This is a genomic window from Streptomyces sp. NPDC087420, from assembly GCF_044744165.1.
Lineage (GTDB): Bacteria > Actinomycetota > Actinomycetes > Streptomycetales > Streptomycetaceae > Streptomyces.
In genome coordinates this window covers 1-14,578 of sequence record NZ_JBIUXU010000029.1, presented here as the reverse complement: position 1 = coordinate 14,578, position 14,578 = coordinate 1, and the positions used below count along the sequence as shown (strand labels likewise).

Genomic DNA, 14,578 nt, shown 5'->3' with positions numbered 1-14,578 from the left:
GGTCCCGCACCGGCCCCTTCCTTCTCCCGGCGGCCCGGCACCCGCACGCCCGCACCGCCTTTCCGGAATGGAGTGCTCCGTGGACGACCAGCACACCGGCGCAGCCGCGCCCGCCCCGGCTTCCCCCCGTGGCCCGAGCCGGCGAGAAGCCCTCTCGCTCGCCGCCGCGGTGGGCGCCTTCACCGCCCTCGGCGGCCTGCCCGCCTTCGCCGCCTCCGGACCCGTGGTCCGGCAGACCACGTCCCCCCTGCTGTCCGAGGCCTCGACCACCCGGTTCTGGTACCAGTCGCCGGCCTCCGACAAGAACATGATCGAGCAGGGCCTGCCGGTCGGCAACGGCCGGCTCGGCGCCCTCGCCGGCAACGACCCCTCCCGCGAGGTGCTGCTCGTCACCGACGCCACCCTGTGGACCGGCGGCCTCAACGGCACCCTCGACGCGGACGGCCAATTCCCCTACGGACGGCAGGACTTCGGCTCGTTCACCCTGCTCGGGCGGCTGACCGTCGACATCCCGGACCACGACCTGTCGTCGCTCTCCTCCTACCGGCGTGACCTCGACATCAGCCAGGGCGTGGTCTCCGCCTCGTACGTACGCTCCGGAGTGACCTACGAGCGCCGGATCTTCGCCAGCCACCCCGACGACGCGATCGTCCTGCACTTCACGCAGCGGGGCGGCGGGCGCTACACCGGCTCGGTGAGCCTGGCCGGCACCCACGACGAGAAGACCACGGCCGACCGCGCGCGGAAGTACGCCTCCTTCCACGGCTCCTTCCCGGACGGCGGACTGCGGTACGGCGCCGCCGTCACCGCGTACAGCAGCACCGGCAAGGTGACCGTCGACGGTACGCGGATCACCTTCACGGACTGCAAGGAGCTGACGGTCGTCGTCAGCGGCGGCACCGACTACGCCCCCGACGCGGCCACCGGCTACCGCGACCGCGCCCTCGACCCGGAGCCGCTGGCCAGGACCAAGGTCCTCGCCGCGGCCCGCCACCCGGCCACCACCCTCCTGCACAGCCATGTCGCCGACCACCGCGAGCTGTTCGAGCGGATGGACATCTCCCTCGGGCAGTCGTCCGCGTTCCAGCGCGGCCTCGACACCTGGGAGCGGGTCAGGGCGCGCTACACCGACGGCGAGGCGGACCCCGAACTCGAAGCGTCGTACCTCCAGTTCGGCCGCTACCTGATGATCGCCGGATCCCGGGACAGCCTGCCGGTCGCCCTCCAGGGGCTGTGGCTGGACGGCAACGACCCGGACTGGATGGGCGATTACCACACCGACATCAACATCCAGATGAACTACTGGATGGCCGACCGGGCGGGCCTGTCAGGACTGTTCGACGCGTTCGCCGACTACTGCGTGGCGCAGCTCCCCTCGTGGACCAAGCTCACCCACGACCTCTACCAGGACCCGCGCAACCGCTTCCGCAACTCCACCGGCAAGGTCGGCGGCTGGGCCGTCTCCTTCTCCACCAACGTCCACGGCGGCAATGGCTGGTGGTGGCACCCCGGCGGCAGTGCCTGGCTGGCCAACTCCCTCTTCGAGCACTACGAGTTCACCCAGGACAAGGCGTACCTCGCCAAGATCTACCCGCTGCTCAAGGGCGCCGTCGAGTTCTGGGAGGCACGCCTCATCACCACGACGGTCACCGACCGGGCCACCGGCGGGACCCGCGAGGTGCTCATCGACGACAAGGACTGGTCGCCCGAGCACGGCCCGCAGGACGCCAAGGGCATGACGTACGCCCAGGAGCTGGTCTGGGCGCTCTTCGGCAACTTCCGCACCGCCACCGACGTCCTCGGCAGGGACGCCGCGCACAGCAGGACGGTCGGCGCGCTCCGGGAGCGGCTGTACCTCCCCGAGGTGAGCCCCACGTCCGGCTGGCTCCAGGAGTGGATGTCCCCCGACAACCTCGGTGAGACGACCCACCGCCACCTCTCCCCGCTCATCGGGCTGTTCCCCGGCGACCGCATCCGCCCCGACGCCTCCACCCCGAAGGAGATCGTCGACGGGGCGACCGCCCTGCTCACCGCCCGGGGGACGAACAGCTTCGGCTGGGCCAACGCCTGGCGCAGCCTGTGCTGGGCGCGGCTCAAGGACGCCGAGAAGGCGTATCAGGGGGTTGTCACCAACCTCCGGCCCTCCATCGGCGGCACCAACGGCACCGCGCCGAACCTCTTCGACATCTACGAGGTCGAGAAGGGACGGGGCATCTTCCAGATCGAGTCCAACTTCGGCACCGCCGCCGCCATGATCGAGATGCTGGTCTACTCGCGGCCCGGCCAGGTCGAGCTGCTCCCCGCCCTGCCCGACGCGTGGGCCGCCTCCGGCGCGATCGCGGGCGTGGGGGTACGGGGCGGATTTGTCCTCGACCTGCGGTGGAAGGCCGGCAAGGTCACCGAGGCGCGGCTGCGTAGCGTCGGTGGCCGTACGACGACCGTGCGGTTCGGCGGCAGGACCCAGAAGGTCAGCCTCAAGCCGGGCGCCTCGGTGTCCCTGCGGGACCTGACGTGAGACGGCCGCGGCCGACGCGCCGCCGGTACGCGGTGGGGATCGTCTCCGCGCTGCTCGTCACGCTGTGCGCGCCGGCGACGGCGGTGTCCGCGACGGCGTCGCCGGCGGACACGACGGCTGTACGTGTTTCGGCCGCGAGCGCGCCGGGCCGCCACCAGGTCGTCACCTGGGGCGCGAGTGTGGACCGGCAGGGAGAGGCGCCCCGCGACCGGAGCTACCGGGCCGTGGTGCGCACCAGTGCCGGCGGTACCGGCACCCGCGTCCGCCTCTCCAACGCGTTCGGCGACCAGCCGGTCACCTTCGACAGCGTGTACGCCGGCAAGCGGAAGGAGGGCGCCCAGCTCGTCGGCGGCAGCAACCGCGCGCTCACCTTCGGCGGCGCGGGCGCGGTCACCGTCGCGGCGGGGGAGAGCGTGGTCAGCGACCCGCTCTCCGGCCGGCTGGCCGCCCAGAGCGACCTGGTCGTCAGTTATCACGTGCTGAGCGCGGGCGGTCCCTCGACCGGCCACGGCATGGCCATGCAGACCTCGTACGCCACGGCGGGCAACCACACCGCCGAGGAGAGCGCCGCGAGCTGGACCGACCGGACCGGGTCCTGGTACTACCTCGACGCGGTGAGCGTGGAGACGGACAGGAACACGGGCGCCGTGGTCACCCTCGGCGACTCCATCACCGACGGCTGGCAGTCGAGCACCGACACGAACCGGCGGTGGCCCGACTACCTCTCCCGCCGCCTCCAGGGCGCGACCGGGATCGGTGTCAAGGGCGTCGCCAACGAGGGCATCTCCGGCAACAAGGTCCTGGCGGACGGCGCCGGGCAGAGCGCGCTGAACCGCCTCCAGCGGGACGTGCTCTCGCAGCCCGGCGTCCGTACGGTGCTCCTCTTCGAGGGCATCAACGACATCAAGGCGCACTCCGGCGTCACGGTGGCCGACCTGATCGCCGGATACCGGGAGATCATCGAGCGGTCGCACGCGGCGGGCAAGTGTGTGGTCGGCGCGACCGTCCTGCCCTTCAAGGGCTGGTCGGAGTACGACCCCGAGGGCGAGGCGGTACGGCAGGGGGTCAACGCGTTCATCAGGACCAGCGGTGAACTCGACGGCGTCGCCGACTTCGACAGGATGCTCCGCAGCCCGTACGACCAGGAGAAGCTGCTCCCGGTCTTCGACGGCGGCGACCGGCTGCACCCGAACGACAAGGGCATGCAGGCGATGGCGGACGCGGTCGACCTCAAGAGCCTGAGGTGCGACCGCTGAGAGCGGCACGCACCTGAGGTGAAGGAAGAGCGAGGGCTCCCCCGCCGGCGGACGGGGGAGCCCTCGCCTCTTCCTGACAGCCCGGCAGGCCGGCCTACGGCTTCTCGGTCTCCCCCTCCAGGACCTTCCTGGTGGCGGGCCCGTACACACCCGAGGGGTCACCGGTGACGTCGCGGTCGTCCTGGTAGCGGGCGACCGCGCGCTCCAGCTCGGCGTCGTACGTGCCGTCGGGCATCCCGAGGTAGCGCAGCAGCAGCTGGCCCATCCGCTTCTGCAACTCGACCACCTCCGGGCCCGTGTCACCCTCGCGCAGGACGGCCGGGCCCGACGACGGGGTGGAGCCGGGGGAGGCGGACCCGGTCGGCGGGGTGGAGGCCGTGGGGGAGGCCGGGGTGTCCTCGCCCGCCTCGCCCTTCGCCGAGGTCGCGGAGGCGGACGCGGACGCCGAGGCGTCGTCGGACGGGCTCGCGCTCGGGTCGTCGGACGGGGAGGAGGTGGCGTCCGAGGACGGACTGCCCGGTGTCGGGGAGGCCTTGTCGTCGGCCGTGCCACTGGCGTCGGGAAGCGCCGTCCGCGCGGTCGAGGAGGTCGAGCCGGGGCCCGCCGCCTCGTCCCCGCCGCCGCCCCGGACCGCGACACCGGCCGACACCGCGACGACGGCGGCGACCACGGCGATGGCGAGGGCCAGGTAGAGACCCTTGCGGCGGCGGGCGGGCGGCTCGTCCGGCTCGTCGTCACCGAAGGAGCCTTCGCCGGCGTTTTCTCCGGCGCCACCATCGGCCCCGGCGGCTCCACCGGCCGCCTCACCGGCGGCGCCGCCGGTGCCCGCGGCGGTGACGCCCGCGCCGCCCTCGTCCTTCTGGTCGTCCTTCTCGTCGTCGCCCTGGTCGTCGGCGGTCGCTGCCGCCACCCCACCCTGTACGGCCGTTGTTCCGGCCCCGGCGCTGCCGGGAGGACCGAAGGCCGCACGCTCCCGCGCGGCGCGCTCGCGCTCGGCGTCGTCGGCGGCCGTCGGCCCGGCCGCGCGGTCCGGGGCGTCGGTCCCGCTCCCCAGTGAGACGTAGGGGCGTACATGCATCTGATCGCCGTCACCGGACTGTTCCGCCGGGTCGGTGAGGCTCGTTCCGGCGATGTCGGCCCGGGTGGCGCACGCGCAGTCGGGATGGCCGGCCTCGCCCGGAGGTGCGAAACAACGGGGGCAAGATTCCTGCGTCACGGACGTTTCCTTCCTGGGGACGCAGCGATTATGCAGAGCCGCCACTGTTTTGCGCAGCGCTTCCCGGCCCCGAAAAGAGTCACAATCAGTCATCAGGTAGATCGATAACCGGTCATATGGAAGGGGAAAGGGTCAAAACAAGAACGCGATGTGTTCGAACTCGCACCGAATCGCAGGAGCGTTGAGGCCCTTCGGGCGAGTCGTACGCGTGCGGCTCACTCCTCGCTCTGCGCCGCCACCAGACCGTCCCCGGCCGCCGTACGGCAGTAGAGCACCGACCGCCCCGCCCGCTGCCTGACCACCAGACGGGCATCGAGCAGCACCTTGAGATGGCGGCCCACCGAACCGAGCGCCATCCCGGTCAGCCCCACCAACTGCGTTGTGCTCTTGGGGGTGTCGAGCAGCAGCAGGACCCGCGCCCGGTACGGGCCGAGCAGCCGGCCCAGCGCCTCCGGCTCCGCCGCCCCGCCCGGCGCGACCGCCGGGCCCGTACAGGGGTAGACCACGGCGTAGCGGTGCGGCGGCTCCTCCCAGCAGACCCACCCCGACCGGGGCGTGACCGGCACGAACACCAGCTGTGCGTCGGTGACCGTGCGTGGCGGGTAGTCACGTGTGTTGATCTGCAACCGCCCCTCCCCGAGCCAGCGCATGCGCGGACGCATGCCGTCCAGGGCGGCGGCCCAGCCCCCGAGGGTCAACTGCCGGGTCCGCGCGACCACGTCGGCCTCGCAGATCCGCCGCCGGGCCGGCCAGTACGGCAGGACCGTCTCCGTCCAGACCCACTCCAGCAGGCCGGCGACGCGCCCCGCCGGATCGGACCGGATCAGCCGGTCCGGGACGGCCCGGCCCTGGGCCACCGCCAGATCCGCCCGTACGGCCTCCGGCGGCGTCTCCCTGATCCGCGCCAGCTCCCGCGCGAACGCCGCGCTCCCGTCACCCTCCGGTACGGGGGCCGGGTGCGCCCCGGGGGTGGGCGTCATGAAGTCCGCGTTCCATCCGTTCCCCCGCGCCGCCCGCACCAGCTCCGCGGCCCGCGGATCGGCGGCCAGCCGCTCCCGGTACGCCGGCCCGTGGGCGGCGAACCACTCCCGCTCGCCCGGGTGCGCGGGAGCGCCCCGCTCCAGGGCGAACAGGCTCGCCGTGGTCTCCGCCAGCGGCGAGATCACGAACCGGCTGCCCGCCAGGGTGTCCGTGCTGATCTGCCACCAGCCCATGTTTCGCCTCCGTGCGAAACAATAACGCCGCCGGCACGGCCCTGATGAGACTGCCGTCCATGCGCACCTACGGGCAGCTCTTCCGCACTCCTGAGTTCACCCCCTTCTTCCTGACCTGCTCCGTGCAGGTCGCCTCCTCGACCGTCGGCGGACTGGCCCTGGCCACCCTCGTGTTCCGGTCCACCGGCTCCGCCCTGCTCTCGGCGCTGAGCATGTTCGGCCCCTCCCTGGCCCAGGTGCTCGGGGCGACCCTGCTGCTGTCCGCGGCCGACCGGCTGCCCCCGCGCTCCGCGATGACCGTCGTCGCCCTGGTCGTCGGCGTGGGCACCGCCGTCCTGGCCGTGCCGGGCCTGCCGCTGTGGGCCGTCTTCACGGTCCTCCTCGTCGAGGGCCTGGCCACGTCGGTCGGCGGCGGGGTGCGCTACGGGCTGCTGAGCGAGATCCTCCCCAAGGACGGCTACCTGCTGGGCCGTTCCGTCCTCAACATGTCCGTCGGCATGATGCAGATCGCCGGGTACGCCACCGGCGGCGTCCTGCTCGCCGTCCTCTCCCCGCGCGGGGCCCTGCTCACCGCCGCCGCCCTCGGCGTCGCCTCCGCGGTCCTCGCCGCCGCCGGACTCTCGTCCCGCCCGCCCCGTACCGCCGGAAGACCCTCGGTGGGCGAGACCTGGCGCACCAACAGCCGTCTCTGGTCGTCGCCCGCCCGGCGGACGGTCTTCCTGGCCCTGTGGGTGCCCAACGGGCTGATAGTCGGCTGCGAATCGCTCTTCGTCCCCTACGACCCCCGGCACGCGGGCCTGCTCTTCGCCTGCGCGGCCTTCGGGATGCTCATCGGCGACACCCTCGCCGGCCGCTTCCTGCCCCGGCACCGGCGCGAGCGGCTGGGCGCCCCGCTGCGCCTGCTGCTCGCGCTGCCCTACCTGGTGTTCGTGTGGCACCCGGCGGCGCCCTTCGCGGCGGCGGCCGCCACCCTCGCCTCGATCGGCTTCGCGTCGAGCCTGCTGCTCCAGGAGAGCCTGATCGCGCTGACCCCGGACGACATCCAGGGGCAGGCCCTCGGCCTCGAGACCTCGGGGCGGCTGACCATGCAGGGCGTGGCGGCTGCCCTCGCCGGGGCGGTCGCGCAGTACACCTCGCCCGCGACGGCGATCACGGTCATGGCCCTGGCGTCCGTCACCGTCACCCTGGCTCTCGCGCCCGGTCTGCGGCCGGAGCGGATCACCGCGGGCCCCGGACCCGCGGTGGATCCGGCGTCCGGGAGCGGCCGGTAGCATGACCCACGGACCCCCGGTCGATCATGCGAGGAGCCGTTTTCGTGCGAGACATCGCTGTATTCAGCGGTAGTGCACATCCCGAGTTGGCGGCCGAGGTGTGCGGGCATCTGGGCGTCCCGCTCAGCCCCGTACGCACCAGTCGGTTCGCCAACGACTGCCTGGAGGTGCAGCTCCAGGCCAACTGCCGGGAGCGTGACGTCTTCCTGATCCAGCCCCTGGTCACCCCGGTCCAGGAGAACCTCGTCGAACTGCTGCTGATGTGCGACGCCGCCCGGGGCGCGTCGGCCAGCCGTATCACCGTGGTCATGCCCCACTACGCGTACGCGCGCTCGGACAAGAAGGACGCGCCCCGGATCTCCATCGGCGGCCGGCTGGTCGCCGATCTCATGGTGACCGCGGGAGCGAGCCGGGTGCTGGCGATGACCCTGCACTCGCCCCAGATGCACGGCTTCTTCTCCGTACCGGTCGACCACCTGCACGCCCTGCGGGAACTGGCCGCGCACTTCCACGACTACGATCTGTCGCGGACCACCGTCGTCTCGCCCGACCTCGGCAACGCCAAGGAGGCCGCGGCCTTCGCCCGGATGCTCGGCGCGCAGGTGGCGGCGGGCGCCAAGCAGCGCTTCGCGGACGACCGGGTCAGCATCAGCGCGGTCATCGGCGATGTCACCGACCGCGATGTCATCGTCCTGGACGACGAGATCGCCAAGGGCAGTACGGTCCTCGAACTCCTCGACCGGCTGCGCGAGATGAAGCCCCGCTCCATCCGGGTCGCCTGTACGCACGGGCTGTTCGCCGCCGGGGCCCTCAAGCGCCTCTCCGCGCAGCCCGACGTGCTGGAGATCGTCTGCACGAACACGGTGCCGATCCCGCTGGAGGAGTACACCGAGAAGCTGAAAGTCCTCTCGATCGCCCCGGCCCTCGCCGAGGCCGTCCGGCGCATCCACAACGGTGAGTCGGTCAGCGCCCTGTTCGACGCCCACACCACCTGACCCGTCCGCCAGGGCCCTGGAGAGACCTTTCCCTGCGATCCGATCGAGAGAGCCGGATGAGCGACGAGAGCCCCGTACGGCTCGGCACCTGGCCCACCCCGCTGGAGCCGGCGCCGCGCCTCGCCCGGCTCATCGGGCTGGAACCGGACGACCTCTGGATCAAGCGCGACGACCTCACCGGTCTCGCGGGGGGTGGCAACAAGGTGCGCAAGCTGGAGTGGACCGCGGGAGCGGCCCTCCGGCAGGGCGCCAGGACCCTGGTCACCAGCGGTGCGCCGCAGAGCAACCACGCCAGGCTCACGGCCGCCGCCGCGGCGCGTCTCGGCATGGACGCCGTCCTCGTACTGAAAGGCTCACCGCCCGACGCGGTGAGCGGGAACATCGCGCTCGACGGCCTCCTCGGCGCCCGGATCGTCTGGGCGGGCGACGTCGACCAGGCGGGTCTTGGCGCCGTCCTGCGCGAGGTCGCGGAGGAGTCGCGTGCCGAGGGCGCCGAGCCCGCGGTGATCCCCTTCGGCGGATCGAGCGTCCTGGCCGCCCGGGGATACGCGGAAGCGGGGCGCGAACTGCTGGCCCAGGCCCCCGACCTGGCGACGGTGGTGGTCGCGATGGGATCCGGCGGCACGATGGCGGGCCTGGTCCACGCGCTCGGCGCGGACCGTGTCCTCGGCGTGGACGTCGGAGCCGTCACCGACCCCGGTCAGGTCGTCTCGGACTTCGTCGCCGGCCTCGCGGGGCCCGGGACACGGGCTCCGTACACGCTGCGTCTGCGCCGGGACCAGGTCGGCGCGGGGTACGCGGAACTCACCGACGGCGTGATGGACGCGCTCACGGTGACGGCGCGCGCGGAGGGTGTGGTGCTGGACCCGGTGTACACGGGCCGCGCCATGGCCGGTCTGATCGCGGCGGTCGCCGAGGGGGACGTACGGCCGGGACAGCGCACCGTCTTCCTGCACACCGGCGGGCTGCCCGGACTCTTCGGCCACGGCCCCGCGATGGCGCGGGCGCGGAGTGCCGTCACCGCCTCCTCGACCGTCCACGGCCGCCCGTAACACCGGCCCGTCCCGTGTGCGGGGTCCCCCGCCGGGCCGTGGAACGCACGCGGTCAGGGCAGCTCGCGCGGCCAGACCAGCATCTGGCGGCGTGCTTCGCCGGGCTCGCGCCAAGGGCGGCGGTAGACGTCCAGTTCCTCCGGGGTGAGCTCCCGCAGCACGCCACCGGGAAGGAAGCTCTCGATGAACACATTGTCGTCGAGGACGAGCTTTTCCCCCTCGGGGCCGCGGACGCGTCCGACGAACTCGCCCCCGTCGGCGAAGTGCGCCGGCGTCAACGGCGCCACGATCGCTTCCATGTACGCGATGCCGCGTACCGCGTCGGGATGACGGCGCGCCCAGTCGAAGCCGAGCACCGAGCCCCAGTCGTGCACCACGAGCACGACGCGCTCCCGAACGTCCAGCCGGTCGAGCAGGCGCTCCAGGAAGGCGGCGTGGTCGGCCAGTCGCATGCGGCGCCTGGGCAGCGGGTCCGAGTCGCCCATTCCGGGCAGGTCGGGTGCCAGGCAGCGACCGAGTCCCGTGACGTGGGGCATCACGTTGCGCCACACGTACGACGAGGTCGGGTTGCCGTGGAGGAAGACGATCGGGTCGCCTTGTCCCGCTTCGACGAACGCGATCCCGGTGCCCTCCACATCGATGCGCCGCTTCTCGCCGGTCACAGGGCTCATCTCGACTCCATCCCCGCCACGTGTCAGTGGCGTTCCCTTCACGGCTGCGACAAAAGTGACAAGCGCCGGCCGGCACAACGAACGATCAGGCCAAAGGAAGCGACGTGCGCGGAGAGCGGAGGTGACCGTTACCACGCGCTGCGTCTTGACGAAGGGTCTACTTTTGTATTTTCCGTCCAACCCGTCCAACCCGTCCAACCCGTCCAACCCGTCCAACCCGTGCGACCGTTCGAAGGGCAGCCGACCATGGAACGTCCGTCACCACCCCGCTATCTCGACGAGCGGTCGGGCCGGACCTACCCGCTGACCGGCCGGCGCTGGCGCGGCGACGACGGCGCGCCGTTGACCGTGACCCCGCTGCCGGGCATCGGCCGCGACGACCTGGACACCGGCACCCGCTCCCTCTGGCGCTACCGCGCGGCCCTGCCCCTCGCGGTGGACCACCCCGTCTCGCTCGGCGAGGGCGGAACGCCGCTGCTCGCCTCGTCCTGGGGCGCGGTCCAGGTCTCCTTCAAGCTGGAGTGGTTCAGCCCGACGGGCAGCTTCAAGGACCGCGGGACGAGCGTGATGATCTCCCACCTGGCGGGGCGGGGCGTCACGGACGTGATCGAGGACAGCTCGGGCAACGGGGGTGCCTCCGTCGCGGCCTACTCCGCCGCCGCGGGCCTGCGCGCCGAGATCCTCGTCCCCGAGTCGACGTCGGAGGCGAAGATCCTCCAGAGCCGGGCGTACGGGGCGCGGGTGCGCCTGGTGCCGGGCGACCGGGACGCGACGGCGGCCGAGGCCGTCCGCCGCTCGGCCGACACCGCCTACGCCAGCCACAACTGGCACCCGTTCTTCCTCCAGGGCGTCAAGACGCTCGCGTACGAACTCTGGGAGGATCTCGGCTTCACCGCCCCGGACAACGTCGTCACGGTCGCCGGCGCGGGCAGTGTGGTCCTCGGCTGCGACCTGGGCTTCTCCGAACTCCTGGCGGCCGGCCAAATCCGCCGCCTGCCCCGGCTGCTGGTCGCCCAGCCCGCCAACTGCGCCCCACTCCACGCCAGTTTCCAGGCCGGGGGCGAGACTCCCGTACCGGTCGACCACGCGCCGACCATCGCCGAGGGCGCCTCCATCCGGCGGCCCGTACGGCTCCCCGAGGTGCTGCGGGCGGTCAGGCGCTCGGAGGGCGACATGGCGGCGGTCCCCGAGGCCGACATCGTGTCCGCCGTCCACCGGCTCGCGGCCAAGGGGCTGTACGCGGAGCCGACCAGCGCGACCGCCGCCGCGGCGGTCGACCTCTTCACGGCCCGGGGGGTCATCAGGCCGGGACAGACCACGGTCGTGGTGCTGACCGGGTCCGGGCTCAAGGCCCCCGCCGTGATGGGCCGGCTGGTCGCTGAGGAGGGCACGGAGGAGGACGCGGAGGTGGACACGGAGGGCGGGAACGGGATGCCGGGCCAGGGCGAGCGGACCGGGGGGACCCCGTGAGCGACGAGGACGAGCTGCTGCTGCGGGAGTCCGAGAAGATCGTCGTCGCGCTCGGCCGGATGTTCCCGGGGCTGTGCGAGGTCGTCCTGCACGACCTGCGCGACCCGGAACACGCCGTACGGGCGATCGAAGGAGGCCTGTCCGGCCGTCAGGTGGGCGACCCCGCCACCGAACTGGGCCTCGCCCGCATCCAGGACCCCGGCTACCCCGACGTCCTCCAGAACTACCCCAACCGCTTCCCCGACGGCCGGGCCGCCAAGAGCACCTCGATCGGGATCAGGAACGGCGAGGGCCGGTTCGTCGCTGCGATCTGCCTCAACCTCGACGTCTCGCGGTTCGCCGGCGTCGCCAGCGGCATCGCCGATCTGATCAGGACCGACGACCAGGACCGGCCGCTCGCGGAGACCCTGACCGCACGGAGCGCCGACGAACTGCATACGGTGACCGACGCGTTCGCGGCGGCCCGGGGCCTGACCCCGCGCGCCCTGGGGGCCGCCGCCCGGAAGGAACTGGTCCGTTCCCTCCGGGCGCGGGGCTTCCTCCAGGTCAAGCACTCCGTACAGACCCTCGCCCAGATCCTCGGGGTCTCGCGCGCCACGGTCTACAACTACCTGCGCGGACAGCCCGACCCGGGACCGGGGGAGGGCGGGAATCAGCGGCGGACGGGGGGATCAGCGGTAGACGGGTGAGGGGAACGAGGCGGGGGCCGGGCTGAACAGGGCGGTGTACGGGTCCTCCTCGTAGTGCCGGCGGTGGCGCCCGGCCTGGCCGTTGTCGACGGACGACGGGGACGGCGAGGTGAGCAGCCCGTCGGCGGCGAGGGTCTGCACGCGCAGCAGAAGCGTCCGCAGGTCGAGCCCCAGCTCGCCGGCCACCGTCTGGAGGTCGAGGCCGGACTGCCAGCTCCACAGCAGGACGGAGTCCATGCTCGACGACCAGACGACGTTCTCGTCGACCACGGGCACCGGCATGGGCGCGGCGGGCGGCTGGTCGTACGGCGCCGGGTCCGGGTGCTGCGGATTCATCTCCTCCCTGGGGTGCGGCAGATGGACCTCCATCTCGGTGGTGGTGTCGACCGGGGAGGCCGGTGAGGCCGGCGGGGGCGGGGGCTCGGGCAGGTCCTCGGCGACGCAGGCCAGGAGGAGGTTCTTGGCGACGCTGCGCGCGTCCTCCCGCCCGACCGTGCGGCGGGCCACGCGTACCTCCCGCTCGTTCAGCCCCATCAGATCCGCCACCGAGCCGTCGTTGCCGACGGTGACGGCGAAGGCGGCGAGGGTTCTGTTCCGCTCGGCCTGCGCGTCGTCCAGCGTCGACTGCGCCTGTCGGACACGCTCGTCGCTGGCACAGAAAGCTTCCGCCAGGACGATGTTCCGCTCCCAGAGTTCACGTGGATTCACACACCGGACAACGCGCCGACGGGCAAAGAGGATGGACCATTCAATCAATTACACCCAAAGGAACCAAACGTGTGATCGGGGGAACTTGGGCAAATAGTATGCGAAAGGATACTGCGGTGCTTGTCCTGTACGTGCGTTCGGCCCCGCGGCCCGGCCGTCCCACCCTGTGGAGTGCCGCTTTACCCGGCGGGTCCGCACACGAGAGGGTGGGCGGGTGTCCCCCGCACCGCGAGCCGTCGACAGCGCCCCTTCCTGGTACGTGAACGCGACAGCGAGGGACTGGACCTGCGAGCCGCCACCGGCCGATGTGCCCCTCTTCCACGCGGGCCTGCCCGCGCCCGGCCCGACCCCACTGGTCGAATTGCCCGCGGTCGCCGCCGAACTGGGCGTCCGGCGTGCCTTCGTCAAGGACGAGTCGACCCGCCTCGGACTCCCGGCGTTCAAGGCGCTCGGCGTCTCGTACGCGGTCCACCGCGTCCTCGCCGAGCGGGTGGGCGCACCGCCGGGCCCGGCGACCGTCGAGGAGATGCGCGCACGCGTCGCCGCCCTGCCCCCGCTGGAACTGATCGCCGCCAGCGACGGCAACCACGGCCACGCGCTGGCCCGTACGGGACGGCTGCTGGGCCTGCCGGTACGGATCTTCCTCCCCGAGGCGGTCGGCGCCCGTACGGCCGGGACCATCGCCGCCGAAGGCGCCCGGGTGGACGTCAGGGCCGCCGGCTACGACACCACCGTCCGGTACGCGGCCGGGGTGGCGGCCTCGCGGGACTCCGCCGTGCTCGTGCAGGACACCGCGTGGGAGGGGTACGAACGGATCCCGCGCTGGATCGTGGACGGGTACTCCACGCTGTTCCACGAGATCGACGCGCAACTGCGCGCGGCCGGCGCCCCCGCGCCGTCCCTGGCCGTGGTGCCGATGGGGGTCGGTTCCCTGGCCCAGGCCGCCGTCGCGCACTACCGCGGCACCGCCGCCGGCCGCTCGACGGCCCTGCTGGGTGTCGAGCCGGACACCGCCGCGTGCGTACGGTCCAGCCTCGCCGCGGGCCGGCCGCTCAGCGTCGGGACCGGCAGGACGATCATGGCGGGGCTGAACTGCGGTACCCCGTCCCCGCTCGCCTGGCCGTATCTCCGGGGAGGCCTGGACGCGTGTGTCACCGTCGCCGACCCGGCGTCGGCCCGCGCGGTGGCCGAACTGGACCGCCTCGGAGTGTCGTCGGGTCCGTGCGGGGCCGCCTGCCTGGCGGCGGCGCGCGCCACCCTTGCCGCCGCTCCTGGCGACGACGGGGCGGACCGCCGCCGACTGCTGGGCGTCGACGCGGGATCGACGGTGGTCCTCCTGAGTACGGAGGGGGCGCCACCGCCGTAGGGCGTGTCCGCGAAGCGGTGTCTGGCCCTGCGGGCGCACGGCTCCACTTCGCGGATACGTCCTAGTCTTCTGAGTCAGGAATTCTGTTCAGATGTTTAGACTTGGCCTGTGGCACGTACTGGACGGCCGAAGGCCGAGTTGGTTCTGTCGGACGA

12 protein-coding genes are annotated in these 14,578 nt (G+C 72.6%); 8 read left to right on the top strand and 4 right to left on the bottom strand.

Annotated elements, in window-relative coordinates:
- Positions 1–67 precede the first annotated feature (67 nt).
- Positions 68–2,515: a glycosyl hydrolase family 95 catalytic domain-containing protein gene (locus ACIO1C_RS35455; RefSeq protein WP_401871837.1), complete on the top strand. Its 2,448-nt coding sequence runs from the start codon at positions 68–70 to the stop codon at positions 2,513–2,515.
- Positions 2,512–3,771 (top strand): SGNH/GDSL hydrolase family protein, encoded by a 1,260-nt coding sequence (locus ACIO1C_RS35450; protein ID WP_401871835.1) that lies wholly within the window; start codon positions 2,512–2,514, stop codon positions 3,769–3,771. Before ACIO1C_RS35455 ends, ACIO1C_RS35450 begins: the two co-directional genes overlap by 4 nt.
- Positions 3,772–3,865: 94 nt before the next feature.
- Here ACIO1C_RS35450 and ACIO1C_RS35445 read toward each other — a convergent pair whose 3' ends face one another.
- Complete coding sequence (locus ACIO1C_RS35445) at positions 3,866–4,987, bottom strand: peptidoglycan-binding protein (RefSeq protein ID WP_401871833.1); 1,122 nt, start codon at positions 4,985–4,987, stop codon at positions 3,866–3,868.
- A gap of 215 nt (positions 4,988–5,202) precedes the next feature.
- Complete coding sequence (locus ACIO1C_RS35440) at positions 5,203–6,201, bottom strand: ArsR/SmtB family transcription factor (RefSeq protein WP_401871830.1); 999 nt, start codon at positions 6,199–6,201, stop codon at positions 5,203–5,205.
- Between the two features lie 59 nt (positions 6,202–6,260).
- Between ACIO1C_RS35440 and ACIO1C_RS35435 the strand changes: the two genes are divergently transcribed.
- Genes ACIO1C_RS35435 through ACIO1C_RS35425 form a run of 3 tightly spaced genes read left to right on the top strand, consistent with a single transcriptional unit; the run spans position 6,261 to position 9,519 of the window.
- A complete protein-coding gene (locus ACIO1C_RS35435; protein ID WP_401871828.1) occupies positions 6,261–7,472 on the top strand; it encodes an MFS transporter in 1,212 nt (403 codons plus the stop codon).
- A 44-nt stretch (positions 7,473–7,516) separates the two neighbouring features.
- Positions 7,517–8,467: a ribose-phosphate diphosphokinase gene (locus tag ACIO1C_RS35430; protein WP_401871826.1), complete on the top strand. Its 951-nt coding sequence runs from the start codon at positions 7,517–7,519 to the stop codon at positions 8,465–8,467.
- Between the two features lie 56 nt (positions 8,468–8,523).
- On the top strand, positions 8,524–9,519 hold the full coding sequence (locus tag ACIO1C_RS35425) for a D-cysteine desulfhydrase family protein (protein ID WP_401871824.1): 996 nt from the start codon (positions 8,524–8,526) through the stop codon (positions 9,517–9,519).
- A gap of 53 nt (positions 9,520–9,572) precedes the next feature.
- On the opposite strand, the gene ACIO1C_RS35420 is transcribed toward ACIO1C_RS35425, so the two are convergent.
- On the bottom strand, positions 9,573–10,190 hold the full coding sequence (locus ACIO1C_RS35420) for a haloalkane dehalogenase (RefSeq protein ID WP_401871821.1): 618 nt from the start codon (positions 10,188–10,190) through the stop codon (positions 9,573–9,575).
- A 246-nt stretch (positions 10,191–10,436) separates the two neighbouring features.
- On the opposite strand from ACIO1C_RS35420, the gene ACIO1C_RS35415 reads away from it, so the two are divergent.
- Complete coding sequence (locus ACIO1C_RS35415; protein WP_401871820.1) at positions 10,437–11,660, top strand: pyridoxal-phosphate dependent enzyme; 1,224 nt, start codon at positions 10,437–10,439, stop codon at positions 11,658–11,660.
- Positions 11,657–12,349 carry a transcriptional regulator gene (locus ACIO1C_RS35410; RefSeq protein ID WP_401871817.1) on the top strand — a complete coding sequence of 231 codons (693 nt, stop codon included), beginning with the start codon at positions 11,657–11,659 and terminating at the stop codon, positions 12,347–12,349. Before ACIO1C_RS35415 ends, ACIO1C_RS35410 begins: the two co-directional genes overlap by 4 nt.
- Here the strand turns inward: ACIO1C_RS35410 and ACIO1C_RS35405 are convergent.
- Positions 12,332–13,057 carry a hypothetical protein gene (locus ACIO1C_RS35405; protein WP_401871814.1) on the bottom strand — a complete coding sequence of 242 codons (726 nt, stop codon included), beginning with the start codon at positions 13,055–13,057 and terminating at the stop codon, positions 12,332–12,334. The genes ACIO1C_RS35410 and ACIO1C_RS35405 overlap by 18 nt on opposite strands.
- Before the next feature lie 214 nt (positions 13,058–13,271).
- Between ACIO1C_RS35405 and ACIO1C_RS35400 the strand changes: the two genes are divergently transcribed.
- On the top strand, positions 13,272–14,423 hold the full coding sequence (locus ACIO1C_RS35400) for a pyridoxal-phosphate dependent enzyme (protein WP_401871812.1): 1,152 nt from the start codon (positions 13,272–13,274) through the stop codon (positions 14,421–14,423).
- The last annotated feature ends 155 nt before the right edge of the window (positions 14,424–14,578 follow it).

Bases quoted from the DNA above. Each gene is read 5' to 3' on its own strand.
- ACIO1C_RS35455 (WP_401871837.1), top strand. From the start codon at position 68: ATGGAGTGCTCCGTGGACGACCAGCACACCGGCGCAGCCGCGCCCGCC.
- ACIO1C_RS35425 (WP_401871824.1), top strand. From the start codon at position 8,524: ATGAGCGACGAGAGCCCCGTACGGCTCGGCACCTGGCCCACCCCGCTG.
- ACIO1C_RS35435 (WP_401871828.1), top strand. From the start codon at position 6,261: ATGCGCACCTACGGGCAGCTCTTCCGCACTCCTGAGTTCACCCCCTTC.
- ACIO1C_RS35415 (WP_401871820.1), top strand. From the start codon at position 10,437: ATGGAACGTCCGTCACCACCCCGCTATCTCGACGAGCGGTCGGGCCGG.
- ACIO1C_RS35440 (WP_401871830.1), bottom strand. From the start codon at position 6,201: ATGGGCTGGTGGCAGATCAGCACGGACACCCTGGCGGGCAGCCGGTTC.
- ACIO1C_RS35420 (WP_401871821.1), bottom strand. From the start codon at position 10,190: ATGAGCCCTGTGACCGGCGAGAAGCGGCGCATCGATGTGGAGGGCACC.